Annotated in this window: 9 protein-coding genes; 6 read left to right on the top strand and 3 right to left on the bottom strand. The window is 59.9% G+C overall.

Features of this window, described 5'->3' with window-relative positions; translation table 11 throughout:
• Positions 1–3: 3 nt before the first annotated feature.
• From smc to R3F64_RS17910, 4 genes are all read left to right on the top strand, one after another.
• Positions 4–3,495: a chromosome segregation protein SMC gene (gene smc, locus R3F64_RS17925; protein WP_309782245.1), complete on the top strand. Its 3,492-nt coding sequence runs from the start codon at positions 4–6 to the stop codon at positions 3,493–3,495.
• A gap of 473 nt (positions 3,496–3,968) precedes the next feature.
• A complete protein-coding gene (gene zipA / locus R3F64_RS17920) occupies positions 3,969–5,603 on the top strand; it encodes a cell division protein ZipA (protein ID WP_264824471.1) in 1,635 nt (544 codons plus the stop codon).
• 101 nt (positions 5,604–5,704) lie between these two features.
• Positions 5,705–7,738 (top strand): NAD-dependent DNA ligase LigA, encoded by a 2,034-nt coding sequence (gene ligA, locus R3F64_RS17915; RefSeq protein WP_332612900.1) that lies wholly within the window; start codon positions 5,705–5,707, stop codon positions 7,736–7,738.
• Entirely contained in the window at positions 7,738–8,013 is a 276-nt protein-coding gene (locus R3F64_RS17910; protein WP_332612899.1) for a YheU family protein, read from the top strand. Before ligA ends, R3F64_RS17910 begins: the two co-directional genes overlap by 1 nt.
• Here R3F64_RS17910 and mnmC read toward each other — a convergent pair.
• Both mnmC and R3F64_RS17900 read right to left on the bottom strand, forming a co-directional pair.
• Complete coding sequence (mnmC, locus tag R3F64_RS17905; protein WP_332612897.1) at positions 8,010–10,016, bottom strand: bifunctional tRNA (5-methylaminomethyl-2-thiouridine)(34)-methyltransferase MnmD/FAD-dependent 5-carboxymethylaminomethyl-2-thiouridine(34) oxidoreductase MnmC; 2,007 nt, start codon at positions 10,014–10,016, stop codon at positions 8,010–8,012. The two genes, R3F64_RS17910 and mnmC, sit on opposite strands and share 4 nt — an antisense overlap.
• A 157-nt stretch (positions 10,017–10,173) precedes the next feature.
• Complete coding sequence (locus tag R3F64_RS17900; protein ID WP_085918130.1) at positions 10,174–10,473, bottom strand: YciI family protein; 300 nt, start codon at positions 10,471–10,473, stop codon at positions 10,174–10,176.
• A gap of 132 nt (positions 10,474–10,605) precedes the next feature.
• Here R3F64_RS17900 and R3F64_RS17895 point away from each other — a divergent pair, with 132 nt between their 5' ends.
• Both R3F64_RS17895 and R3F64_RS17890 read left to right on the top strand, forming a co-directional pair.
• Complete coding sequence (locus R3F64_RS17895; RefSeq protein WP_085918129.1) at positions 10,606–11,526, top strand: PHP domain-containing protein; 921 nt, start codon at positions 10,606–10,608, stop codon at positions 11,524–11,526.
• A 48-nt stretch (positions 11,527–11,574) separates the two neighbouring features.
• Positions 11,575–12,198, top strand: coding sequence for an L-threonylcarbamoyladenylate synthase (locus tag R3F64_RS17890; protein WP_085918128.1), 624 nt, complete (start codon positions 11,575–11,577; stop codon positions 12,196–12,198).
• 57 nt (positions 12,199–12,255) lie between these two features.
• Here R3F64_RS17890 and R3F64_RS17885 read toward each other — a convergent pair whose 3' ends face one another.
• Complete coding sequence (locus R3F64_RS17885; protein ID WP_085918126.1) at positions 12,256–13,194, bottom strand: ion transporter; 939 nt, start codon at positions 13,192–13,194, stop codon at positions 12,256–12,258.
• Positions 13,195–13,208 lie beyond the last annotated feature (14 nt).

Raw genomic sequence — 13,208 nt, 5'->3', positions numbered from 1 at the left:
TCCATGCGTTTAACGTCAATACGTCTCGTCGGTTTCAAATCCTTTGTCGACCCGGTCACGGTGCCTTTCGACGGAAATATGACGGCTGTCGTCGGGCCCAATGGTTGCGGTAAATCAAATATTATCGACGCCGTGCGCTGGGTGATGGGCGAGTCTTCCGCCAAGACGTTGCGCGGTGAGTCCATGGCCGACGTCATCTTCAACGGCTCGACGGGCCGTAAACCGGTGGGGCAGGCCTCCATTGAACTGAAGTTCGATAACCGGGATGGCGCCATGGGTGGGGTCTATGCCCAGTACGCTGAAATTGCGGTGAAGCGGCTGGTGACCCGCGACGGTCAGTCCAACTACTTTTTCAATGGCCAGAAATGCCGCCGCCGGGATATCGCCGACCTGTTCATGGGGACCGGGCTGGGCCCGCGTTCCTACGCCATTATTGGCCAGGGGATGATATCGCGGCTGATCGAAGCTCGTCCGGATGACCTGCGTGCCACCCTGGAAGAGGCGGCGGGGATCTCCAAATACAAAGAGCGCCGCCGGGAAACCGAAAACCGCATGCGGCGTACCCAGGAAAACCTGGAGCGCCTGGACGACATCCGCGAAGAACTGGATAAGCAGCTTGAGCGCCTCAAGCGTCAGGCCGAGGCCGCCAAGCGTTACCAGGCATTAAAGCAGCAGGAATTCCAGCTAAAAGGCGAGCTTGCCGTGCTGCGCGGGCGTGCCCTGCGGGCGGAACAGGCCCAGCAGGAAAGCCGTGTGCGCGAGCTGGAAATCGCCGTCGAGAAAGACGTATTCGGCGTGCGCCAGTGCGAAACCCGCCTCGAACAGGCCCGTGAGCAACACGATGAGCTGGCCGAAGTCCTCGAGCGCCATCAGCAGCAGTTCTTTGAGACCACAACCCGCATCGCCCGTCTGGAGCAGGACCAGGCCCACCGGCGCAGCCGGGAAGCGCAACTGGCAAGCGACATCCAGACGGCGCGGCGAGACCTCGACGAGCAGCGCCAGGTCAGCGAAGGCGATCAGGAACGCCTGGCCGCCATTGAAGCGCGGTTGGACGAATTGCTGCCCGAGCACGAAGCACTCGACGAACAGCTGGAAACCCTGGAGCAGGCCCTGGCCGATGCCAGCCCCTCTCTGGAGGCCGCCGAGCAGCAGTGGGCGGATGCCGAAAGCCACTGGCGGGATGCCAGCCGCGAGGCCGAGCGCCGCCAGGATCAGTTGCGTGACCTTGAACAGCGCATTGCCCGCCTGCAGGCCGAACGCCAGCGCCGCCGTCAGCAGCGGGGCGAGCTTGCCGATGTCACCGAATTACGCAGCGAGCACGCTGAATGCCAGGCCCGCAAGGAAGAGGCCGAACAGCGCGCTGAGGCATTCCAAACCGAGCGCGACCAATGGCAGCAGCGCTACAGCGAAGCCAAGGCGGCTTACCAGCAGGCGACCCAGACCCGCGATCAACAGCGCGCCGAGTTGAGTCAGCGACAGGGCGAACTTGCCTCGCTGGAGGCGCTGATTGATGCCGCGCTTGCCGATCACGACCCGCACATCACCGAGGCGTTAGCCGCCCACGGGCTTGCCGAGGCGCCACGGTTGGGGGAGGCCATCAGTGTCGAACCCGGCTGGGAACGGGTGATTTCCTGGCTGCTGGCGCCCTGGCTCAATGCCCGTCTGGTTGCCGTTGATCAGTTGCAGGCCCTGCCCGACGCGCTGGCCACCGACTGGTGTTTGATTGACCGGGCGTCGCCTGCCTTGCACGGTGGACAACGCCTGGACGCGCTGGTGAGTGGGGCGGGCGCGCTGGGTGAATGGTTGGCAAGTATTCACTATGCCGAGAGCAGCGCCGAGGCGGATGCGCTATTAGCCACACTTGCCCCGGGTGAAAGCGTGGTCACGCGGGAGGGAGTGTGGCGCGGGCGTGGCTGGTTGCACCAGCAGGCCAACGGCGACGGCGTGGACGCGCTGTTGGTCACCCGGCGTCGCTATGATGAGCTGGCGGCCCGCCGGGAGCAGGATGAAGAGGCGCTGGCGCTTGCTGAAGCCCAGTGCGAGGCGGCCAGTGAAACCATCGAGACGCTGGAGCACACCCGCGATCAACAGGCGGAGGAAGAGCGTGCCCACGCCGCCACGCTCCAGCAGCTGGCGGTCACCGAGCAGCGCCTTTCTCAGCGTCTGGAACATCTGGAAAGCCGAGCCACAGAACTTGACGAAGAATTGAGTCAACTGCAGGAAGATGAAGCAGAGTTAGCGCTTACTCTCGATGAGCAGCGTGCCCGCTGGCATGAGGCCATGGAACAGCTGGAAATGGCGGCCCAGGCCCGCGACGAAAGCGCCGAGCAGCGGGATCACCAGCGCGAACAACGCGAACGGTTGAATCAGCAGCATGCACCGCTGAAAGCCCGCCAACAGGCGCTGGCGCTTGAACGGGAACGTCTCAACACCGAGGTTAATAGCCTGCGTTCCCAGCAGTCGCGTAGCCATGAAAGCGAAGAGCGCCTGGCGCTGCGCATTGAAGAGTTGGAAGCATCGCGGGAGACCCTGCTTGAACCTGACGAGCTTGCCGCCGAGGAGCTTGAAGAGCTGCTTCACCAGCGCGAACAGCAGGAGCAGCGTTTAAACGACACCCGCCAGCAAACCCAGACGCTGGCAGAGCAGTTGCGTAACGACGAACTGACCCGTCAGCAGCATGAACGTAATCTGGAACAAAGCCGCGAGCAGTTGCAGCAGCGGCGAATGGACGTTCAGGCGCTGGCGCTAAAAGCTGCTACTCAGGATGAGCAGCTCACTGAGCTTGGCCACGATGGCGATGCATTGGCAGAACAGCTTGCCGACGACGCCACTGAAACCGCCTGGCAGGAGCATCTGGAAAGCACCACCGACAAAATTCGTCGCCTGGGGGCCATTAACCTGGCGGCGATTGAAGAATATGATCAACAGGCCGAACGGCGTGACTATCTGGAAGCCCAGCACGCTGAGCTAAGCGAAGCGCTGGAAACCCTGGAACGCGCCATTAAACGTATTGATCAAGAAACCCGCATTCGTTTTAGAGATACGTTTGATCGGGTCAATACCGGATTGCAAACCTTGTTTCCGAGAGTGTTTGGCGGCGGCACTGCCTGGTTAACGCTCACCGGTGATGACTTATTGGAAACCGGTGTGGCGATCATGGCGCGTCCACCGGGTAAAAAGAACAGCACGATTCATCTCTTATCCGGGGGGGAAAAAGCACTGACGGCACTTTCCCTCGTGTTCGCTATATTCCAGTTAAACCCGGCGCCTTTTTGTATGCTGGATGAAGTCGATGCCCCCTTGGATGATGCTAACGTTGGTCGCTATGCCAAGTTGGTAAAAGAGATGTCGGAAAACGTTCAGTTCATCTATATCACCCACAACAAAATTGCCATGGAGGCTGCCGAGCGATTAATGGGGGTCACCATGCAGGAGCCGGGGGTCTCACGGATGGTCTCGGTAGGGATTGAAGAAGCAACAGCGTTGGTGGATTAATGCTCGCAAGTGTTAACGTTATTAACTACCCTAACGGTTAATGATCCACGCCCCAGCGTTAAAAAAGGTGACTTGAGGCGCTAAACTTATCTATATTATAGGGCGATGAGTGATTTTGGCCTTCAGTAGTGTTAGAAAATGTGGTAACCGCATCCAGCTTCCGGTACTCAGCAGGGTGATGTTTAAAGGACTGGGCATGCATTACTAACACGGGCTTCAATCGCAAACGATGTTGCTGTCGCGTAAGGTAGTTAATTAATAGACAGGCATTGGGGCACTTATCGCCGACGGTATAGTCGAATTTTTGCCTTAAATAACGTTAAAAACTGTGCGATAACGTGAAAATTAGCAAAAAGTGGCCCTTTTCGTAGTAATCGCGCTATGCTTGGGGTAAGTATAGGTTTAACAGTAGTGATCTAATTTTCAGGCATCGCGCCTTAGCAACCGTCAAAATGACCCATGGAATTTTCAACATGGAATTAAGAGAGTGGCTAATCATTTTAGGGCTGGCGTTGGTTTCCCTCATCGTGATTGATGGGGTGAGACGACTTCAGCGCCAGCGCCGTGTTCCTCGCCTTGACCAGTCTGTCGGCGAGACACCGGCAAGTCGATCCACCGAGTTCGATGACGCGGCTAAAGAAGCTGAGGTCAACTGGGAGCTTCCCAACGGCGGAGCCCGTGTCGTAAAGCCTGCTGATTATAGCGGTTTCAATCAAAAGCCCAAGTTGGAACGCCAAGAACACCCGGGACCCTCAAAAATACTTTCCCAGTTTAAGCGCGGTAGCTCCAAGACAAGTTCATCTGTCTCCTCGAGGGTAAAAGAGAGCTGGAAAGAGAGCCGGGATGAGCAACCAGCCACCACGCGCACAGCCGAAGCATCGACAACGACGCGTGCCCAGCGCCCCGAGGTGAAAATGCCTGAGCCAACGCCAGCGCCAGAAGAAGGCCATCGCGAACCTGCGTTGTCCTCCTCAGACGGCGCCAGCCCTGCGCCAGATGAAAACGCCACCGCTGCCAGCCGCGAGCCTCGTTTAAGTGCCATGGAGGAAAACGAGGTTGAACGTTCGGCGGCCACGCAAGACGTCCATGACGACAGGCCGGTACTGAGGGCTGAGCCGGAGGACGCCGCGTTCGCCAAACACGCCTCCTCTGATGGATCGACGAAACGTCGTCATCTGCGCAACGATATTGCCGGTGAATACCCGGATGAAGACGAAGAAGATACCTATCGTCTGGTCGACTTTGAGGAAATTGGTCGTTCACTGAAACAGAAAATGATCGACCATCGCAAAGCCCGGGCAAAGAAAAAAGCCGAGAAGGCGCGTCGCGCCGACGCATTAGCCAAGCAGAAAGCAGAGCGTAAGGCGCTTGAGGCAGAGCAGCGCCGGGCAGCCGAGGAAGCCGCCGAGGCAGAGAAAGCCCGCATCGCTCAGGAACAGGCGAAAGAACGTGAGTTGGCTGCCCAGGCCGCTGAAGAAGAACGTCTCGCCCAGGCGTCCGAGATGGCCCAGTATGCCGCCGAGGAAGAAACTTACGACTCGCTGGAGCCACAAGCGACCCGGCACGAGCCTGATGAAGGGGTAGTACGGACTCACCCTGCACTGGAAAAAGCATTGCGTCACGATGTCTGCGGTGAACACGCCAAGGAAACCTTGACCAATGCAGAAGAAATGATCGTCATCAGCGTGCTGTCACGCGATCCGGAAGGCTTTGACGGTGGCAAGCTGCTGGAATTGATGATGGCCTGTGGCCTCCGCTATAGCAGCGCCATGGGGGTTTTCCACCGCTTCGAAACCGAAAGTGCCGACAGCGAACTGCAATTCTCCATGGTCAATGTCGTCAAGCCCGGCACCTTCCCCATTGAAGAGATGGATGAGTTTGTGACCCCCGGCATTACCTTGCTGATGCCGCTACCCGGCGCCCACGACAGCTCGGCAGCGTTCGAGGCCATGGTCGAAACCGCCATGGTAGTTGTGCGGCATATGGGTGGCGAGCTGAAAGACGAGAACCATAGCGTGATGACGGCACAAACCATCGAGTTTGCGCGCCAACGCGTACACGAGTTTGAACGCCGACATCGCCTGCACCGCCATATGCAGGCGCACTAACAGCGCGCTTGTCATCCAGCACCCGTCCTCTTGCAGAGGGCGGGTGTTTTTTATTTTATAATACTGTTAATTCGTACCACCGCTATCGAGAACCCGCTTCAATGAGTCAGCCTTCCCCCGATGTGCGGCAAGAAGTCAGCCAGCTTCGCGCCGAGCTGGACGACGCCAACTACCGCTACTACGTGTTGGATGAGCCCACGCTATCCGACGCGGACTACGACCGTAAGTTTCAGCGTTTAAAAGCCATTGAAGACGATAACCCTGAACTTGTCTCGCCGGATTCCCCTACCCAGCGGGTGGGCGCGGCGCCTGCCGATGGCTTCCCCGAAGTGGCCCACGCCATTCCCATGCTGTCGTTGGATAACGCCTTTAGCCGTGAGGATATCCACGCATTTGCCGAGCGCGTTGCCGAACGCCTGGAGAGCGAGGCGGATGATATCGAGTTTAGCTGCGAGCCCAAGCTGGATGGTGCGGCGGTGTCGCTGGTTTACGAGCAGGGTGTGCTGGTCAGTGGGGCGACTCGGGGCGATGGTCGCACCGGCGAGGGAATTACCTCCAACCTGCGCACGCTACGCTCGGTGCCCTTGAAGCTGATGGGGAAAAACGTCCCCGAGCTGCTGGAAGTGCGCGGCGAAGTGATCATGCGCCATGCGGGTTTTGAAGCGCTCAACGAACGCGCCCGGGAAGAGGGCAGCAAGGTGTTTGCCAACCCGCGTAACGCAGCGGCGGGTAGCCTGCGTCAGCTGGACCCGCGCATTACCGCTAAACGGCCGCTGGAGTTTCATGCCTACCAGGCGGCTCGCCTTGAGCCCGACCTGGGCGATACCAGCCATAGCGCCTTGATGGCGCGGTTATCAACACTCGGTTTTCGCACCAGCGCCGAGCTGACCACCATGAAGGGCCCCAAAGCCGTCGCCGATTACTGCGAACAGCTCGGCGAGAAGCGTGACCAGCTGGGCTACGATATCGATGGCGTGGTCATCAAGGTGAACGATCTGCGCCACCAGCGGGAGCTTGGCTTTGTCGCCCGGGCGCCGCGCTGGGCTGTGGCCTTCAAGTTCCCCGCCCAGGAAGAAGTCACAACGCTCAACGAGGTGGAATTTCAGGTGGGGCGTACCGGCGCCATTACCCCGGTGGCACGGCTTGAACCGGTGACCGTGGCAGGCGTGACGGTTTCCAATGCCACGTTGCACAATGCCGATGAAATTACTCGCTTGGGCGTCATGATTGGCGATACCGTCGCGATTCGTCGTGCCGGTGATGTGATTCCACAGGTGGTCCGGGTGGATACCGACAAGCGCCCCGCGGATGCCCGGCCCATTATCTTTCCCGACCGTTGCCCGGTGTGCGACTCAGAGATCGAGCGTTTAGCCGATGAGGCCGTTGCCCGCTGCTCCGGGGGGCTTTACTGCGCCGCCCAGCGCAAAGAAGCGCTGAAGCATTTCGCCAGCCGCAAGGCACTGGATATCGACGGTCTGGGCGAAAAGCTGATCGAGCAGCTCGTTGATCTGGACTGGGTGAAAACCCCGGCAGATTTGTTTCATCTGACCGTTGAGCAACTGCAAGGCCTGCCACGCATGGGGGAAAAGTCATCCCGCAATCTGGTCAACGCCCTGGATAACGCCAAATCGACAACGCTGGCGCGGTTTATCTACGCATTGGGTATACGCGAGGTGGGTGAAGCCACGGCGTCCAACCTGGCGAATCACTTCGGCACCCTCCAGGCACTGCAGGACGCCGACCAGGCAGGGCTGGAAGCGGTGAACGATGTCGGGCCGGTGGTCGCGGCTCACCTGTACACCTTTTTCCGCCAGCCGCATAACCTGGAAACATTGCAGGCGCTGATAGACGCAGGCGTAACCTGGCAAGAAGCAGAGGTTACCCAGGGCCCCACGCCCCTTGACGGCCAGACCTGGGTGCTCACCGGCACCCTTGAGTCGATGACCCGGGATGAAGGTAAGGCGCGCCTGCAGGCGCTGGGTGCCAAGGTGGCAGGCAGCGTCTCCAAGAAAACTGCCTGCCTGGTGGCGGGCGAAGCCGCGGGCAGCAAACTCACCAAGGCCGAGCAGATGGGTGTCGACGTCATCGATGAAGCGACCTTTATAGACCGATTGGCAGAGTGGGAGCAGAGCTAATGAGCCGATTTATTGAAGTACCCGCCAGAATGCTGCCGCAGGAAACCCTGGATGCCCTGCTCGAGGCGTTTGTGACTCGTCAGGGCTACGACACGACCGATACCACGGGCGAGGGCATGCATGGCTGGATTGCGCAGATTAAAAAGCAGCTTGAGCGCAATGAGCTGATCATTGCCCACGACCTTGAGCTAGAGATGACCGAGGTGATGACCCTGGCCCAATGGCGTTCCTTTGGCCGCGATATAGCCGACGATGAGGAGGAAGGTGACATCTAGGCCATCGTTCCCCGAATAATCGCGCTGATAAGCCGCCGCCCCGGGTGGAGGTGGTCGACCAGCGGCAACTCCAACGGCTGCGGGTCGTCGCTGATACGCGAGGCAATCACCTCGGCGCACAGCGGCGCGCTGGCAAGCCCACGGGAACCGTGGGCGGTGGATATCCACAGCCCCGGGTAATGCTCCCCCCGTGTATCAGGCACTTTCGAGGCGTCCTTGCCTAATGCTTGATACGCCTCCTGCCAGGATTCAGCTATCGGCACCGGCCCTGCATAGGGGCTTTTGTCCGGGCTTGCCGCACGCACGGCGGCCCGGCCCTCGAGTGTTTCGGGGCTGAGGTCAACGCCTGATGCCTCAATAGCCGCCACCCAGTCGGGCAATGCCTGTCGCAGCTCGTCAATATTGCGCTGGTGGTCGTCATGGGTGACGTGGCGGGTGTCGTTATTGGGCACAAAGCTGGCGCCAAAAGTCAGTACGCCATCCACAGGCGGTGAGACATAGCCGCCAGCGCAAACCACCCGCTGAGGCGCTTGCACGCTTTCTGGCAGCACCACTTCGCTGACCTGGCCACGCACCTGCTGCAGCGGCAGTTGTGTGGTTTGCGCAAAGTGGTTGGCCAACTGAGCGTTGGCAATCACGACCTGATCGGCGCTTACGGTATCGCCGTTGGCCAGGTCGAGCTGCCAATGCTGCCCGTCTCGCTGCAGTTGTGTCACATCCCCCTGAATAATACTGATAAGCGGATGGGCGAGCAGCTGCTCGCACAGCGCCTTGGGGTGTACCCAGCCTGCCTGGGGATAAAACAGCGCCTGCCGGGCACTGATCGGTACCCCGGCAAGCTCGCTCAGGTTTTCCGTATGAGCCGACACCACCGCTTCAGGCAGCGCATGGTACGCCATGAAGCGCTGCTGGCGGCGGGCTTCCTTATCGCTTAACGCCAGCTGTACCACGCCGCTTTGCCGCCATACAGGCGTGTCCGTGGCTAACTGCCCAAGCCAGCGCTGGGAATACATCAACCCGGCCAAATAAAACCGGCTTTGATGGTTCGTCTCGGCGGCCAGTTTGACGTATAGCGCTCCTTGGCGATTGCCCGAGCCGCCCGCACCGGGTGCCTCACGCTCTACCACGCTGACCTTGATCCCGCGCCTGGCAAGGGCGGCGGCGACGCTGGCCCCGGCGATGCCCGCGCCGATCACGGCGACGTGTCGGTTATCCAGGCCTGCAGGCGGCGTAAACCATGGCGTGGCGCGGCGGCGCGTATCGCCGGGTGGCGCGGCGATCGCGCCTGCCAGCATTTCCCGCTTGCGTCCAAAGCCCGGCACTTTTTGCCACCCAAACCCGGCGGCTTTCAGCCCGCGTTTGACGATACCGGCGCAGGTGAAGGTGGCGAATGTCGCCCCGGGGCGTGAGCGCGCCGCCATGGCCTCAAATAGCTCAGGTTGCCACATCTCAGGGTTCTTGGAAGGTGCAAAGCCATCCAGAAACCAGGCGTCGACCTGGCCATCCAACTGCAACAGGCGCTCGGTGGTGTCACCAAAATGCAGATCCAGCGTCACGCGTTCGCTCAGGTGCAAACGGTGGATGCCGCTGACCGCGTCGGGCCACTGGTCGCAAAGCACCTGTGCATAAGTGGCAAGCGACGGCCATGCGCTCAACGCGCGGATAAGCGAGGCGCGATCCAGGGGAAACTTCTCTGTGGATAACAGGTGAAGCCGGGCGTGGGCCGGTGCATGCGCGGCAAAGCAGGCCCAGGCACACAGCATATTCAGCCCGGTGCCAAAGCCGGTCTCGCCGATCACAAAGGCACGCCGCTGCTGCCACTCGGTAAAGCGAGCAGGCAGGTGGTTGGCGTTGATAAACACGTGCTCGGTTTCAGCGCGGCCGTTATCACGGGAAAAATAAACGTCGTCGAAGGCGTCCGAGTGCGGCGCCGCGTCGTTCCAGGTGAGCGACGGCGACGTCAGCGCCGCCAGAGGCGGCAAAGGGTAAGGGTGTTGCGTCACGCAGTCATCCGTGTTGCAGAAAGATGGTTAAAAAATGACCAATTTGTGAATAGGGGCGTTATTCCTGGCTTAGGGAAATGCGTCCGCCGTGTTTTCACAGAGTTTTCCACAGCCTCTGTGAAAAAGCCGACGGACCCTCCATATTCACTCGTCAGGGTCAAGGTAAAACTTTCTTGAACGGCTTGACGGTCACCTGGGAATAAACACCGGCAATGACGTAGGGGTCGGCATCGGCCCAGCTTTTGGCGTCTTCCAGGCTGCCGAACTCGGCAATCACCAGGCTGCCGCTGAAGCCCGCTTCGCCAGGGTCATTGGCATCAATGGCCGGGTGGGGGCCTGCGAGCACCAGGCGCCCTTCGTCGCGCAAGGCTTCCAGACGCGCTAAATGGTCAGGCCGGGCGGCCAGGCGGCGTTCCAGACTGTTAGCCGTATCTTCACTGATGATGGCATATAGCATGTGCATAACTCCTTGAATGAAAGAAGGAACAAAAAGGTAGGTAACCACGGCTTCAATTGACCGGACCGGTATAAGCGAGCACCATATCGCATCAACCTAAGCCTTATTCTGACAAACTCGCCACACGGCGTCATGCCTATGCTCCGACTTCCTGCCACGTTTGAGACCGACCAGCGTTACCCCGTTGATTTGCATATGCATTCGACGGCCTCCGACGGTGCCTTGACGCCGACGCAACTCGTCACGCTGTGCGCCGAACGTGGGCTTACCCACATGGCGTTGACCGACCACGATACCATGGATGGCGTGGTGGAGGCGGGCCAGGCGGCGGCATCCACAGGTATGTGCCTGCTGCCCGGCTGTGAGTTATCCACTCGCTGGCAGGGTATCAATATTCACATGGTGGCGCTGATGCCGGGCGGCCTCCAGGGCCCGCTGGTGGAAGGGTTGATCCATCAGCGTGAGGCGCGTATCAAACGCGCCGAGGTGATTGCCGAGCGGCTTGAAAAGGCCGGTCTGACTGACGCCCTGGCCAAGGCCCGCGAGCAGGCCGGTAGCGACCGGCCACTAGGTCGCCCCGACTTTGCCCGAGCCCTGGTGGCCGACGGCATGGTGGCCGATTGGGCCAGCGCCTTTAAGCGCTTTTTGGGCAGCGGCAAGAAAGGCGATGTAAAGGCCCATTGGCCGGAAATCAGCGACGCGGTGGGCTGGGTTGTCGCCTCAGGCGGCGTGGCGGTGCTGGCTCATCCGCTGCGACACGGCCTGACCCGGCGCAAGCGTGGCCTGTTGATGGATACCTTTCAGGCAGCCGGCGGCCAGGCGGTGGAACTGGTCAGCGGCCAGCAAAATCCGGACAGCACCCGGGATCTGGCGCGCCAACTGGTCGAACGCGAGTTATACGCCTCGATGGGCAGTGACTTTCACTTTCCCGGCAGCCACGCCGCCCCTGGCAGCATGAGCATGATACCGCGAACCGCAGCGCCGCCTATCTGGCAGCATCCGCGTTTACGCCACCTGCAGGACGCACCGGCTGGGCCTCTCGCCGCTGCATAAGCTAAGGTAGGCGGTAGGACCACTAATATCCACAGGCAGGAGTACGCCATGAGCCAATACTTTCAGATTCATCCCGAGAATCCGCAAAAACGCCTGATCGACCAAGCCATCGAGATTATCCGCAAAGGCGGCGTGGTGGCGTACCCCACCGATTCCGGCTACGCGCTGGGTTGCCACCTGGGCGAGAAAAAAGCCATCGAGAAAATCAAATGGCTGCGCTCGCTGGACGACAAGCACAACTTCACCCTGGTGTGCTCGGACCTGTCGCAGATCGGCACCTACGCCAAGGTCGATAACGACGTGTTCCGCCTGCTCAAGGCGCATACGCCTGGCCCCTACACCTTCATTCTAGACGCCAGCACCGAAGTGCCACGCCTGCTGCTGCACCCCAAACGGCGTTCTATCGGTGTTCGCGTGCCCGACCACCGCATCACCCACGCGCTCCTGGATGCACTGGGCGAGCCGCTGATGAGCGTCACCCTGATTCCCGTCGGCGAGGACCTGCCAATGAGCGACGCCGAGGATATCCGCGAGCGCTTTGGGGCACACCTGGACCTGATCATTGACGGTGGCGCCTGCCACCTGGACCCCACCAGCGTCATCGATCTACGCGAACTGCCGCCCAAGATCGTCCGCGAAGGCCGCGGGGATGTCACGCCCTTTACCGTTTAAGTGGTTGATCTGTTAATCGCTTGAATGCTTAACGTCCTCATCGTCTAACGGCGCGCCTCAGGTGTCACTATCCTGGGGCGCGTTTTTATCTGTGTCGTCGCCGTTGTCGTCTTTCTTCTTTTCTTCTTTCTTTTCTTCCTCTTTCTTGCGCGGGTCTTCACTGTGTTCATCCAGCCAGGTGCCGCAGCGCAGGCAATAGTAGGCGCGTTTTTCGTGGCGCTCGTGGCCGCAACCTGGGCAGGCTTCTTCAGAGTAGCGATCCTCGCGGATCGAGCGTATGACCTGGGCGGAGAACACCCCGGTGGGCACGGCGATGATCGAGTAACCGAGCAGCATCAGCACCACGGTGATGGATTTGCCTAACGGCGTTGCCGGCACGATGTCGCCGTAGCCTACCGTGGTCATGCTGACGATCGCCCAGTAGATCGACATGGGAATACTGGTAAAACCGGCTTCTGGCGATTCGATCACATACATTAGCGCCGCAAACAGCGTGACCACCATGAAAATGCTGAAGAAGAACAGCAGGATCTGGCGCAGGCTGCGCTTTAACGCATCGATCAGCAGCCGCGCCTCACCGACAAACTCCATCAACCGCAGAATGCGGAAGATCCGCAATACCCGCAGGATTCGCACAATCACCAGACCGTGGGCGCCGGGTATCAGCAATACCAGCCAGGTGGGCAGAATGGCGATCAGATCGACAATACCGTAAAAGCTTTTTAGGTAGAGCGTGGGGCGCTCAAGGCAGTAAAGGCGCAGCACCAGCTCGATGCTGAACAAGATGGTGAATATCCACTCCAGGACATAAAAAAGCATGCCGTAGCGCTCGGCATAGGCCTCAACGCTATCCAGTAATATGACCCCGACGCTGAGCAGGATCGCCAGAATCAAGCCAATGTCAAAGGCTTTGGCACCCGGCGTATCGGACTCGAAAATGATGTGGAAAAGCTGCGCGCGAAGTCCCTCTGCGCCAGGTTTTAATGAAAGATTCATCAGGCCGTCCTGAA

This window comes from Halomonas sp. 5021 (assembly GCF_036663435.1).
GTDB lineage: Bacteria > Pseudomonadota > Gammaproteobacteria > Pseudomonadales > Halomonadaceae > Vreelandella > Vreelandella janggokensis.
Note: the sequence above shows the minus strand (reverse complement) of the source record. Positions and strands in the feature narration are given on the sequence as shown.

Bases quoted from the DNA above. Each gene is read 5' to 3' on its own strand.
- smc (WP_309782245.1), top strand. From the start codon at position 4: ATGCGTTTAACGTCAATACGTCTCGTCGGTTTCAAATCCTTTGTCGAC.
- zipA (WP_264824471.1), top strand. From the start codon at position 3,969: ATGGAATTAAGAGAGTGGCTAATCATTTTAGGGCTGGCGTTGGTTTCC.
- ligA (WP_332612900.1), top strand. From the start codon at position 5,705: ATGAGTCAGCCTTCCCCCGATGTGCGGCAAGAAGTCAGCCAGCTTCGC.
- R3F64_RS17910 (WP_332612899.1), top strand. From the start codon at position 7,738: ATGAGCCGATTTATTGAAGTACCCGCCAGAATGCTGCCGCAGGAAACC.
- R3F64_RS17900 (WP_085918130.1), bottom strand. From the start codon at position 10,473: ATGCTATATGCCATCATCAGTGAAGATACGGCTAACAGTCTGGAACGC.
- R3F64_RS17895 (WP_085918129.1), top strand. From the start codon at position 10,606: ATGCCTATGCTCCGACTTCCTGCCACGTTTGAGACCGACCAGCGTTAC.
- R3F64_RS17890 (WP_085918128.1), top strand. From the start codon at position 11,575: ATGAGCCAATACTTTCAGATTCATCCCGAGAATCCGCAAAAACGCCTG.
- R3F64_RS17885 (WP_085918126.1), bottom strand. From the start codon at position 13,194: ATGAATCTTTCATTAAAACCTGGCGCAGAGGGACTTCGCGCGCAGCTT.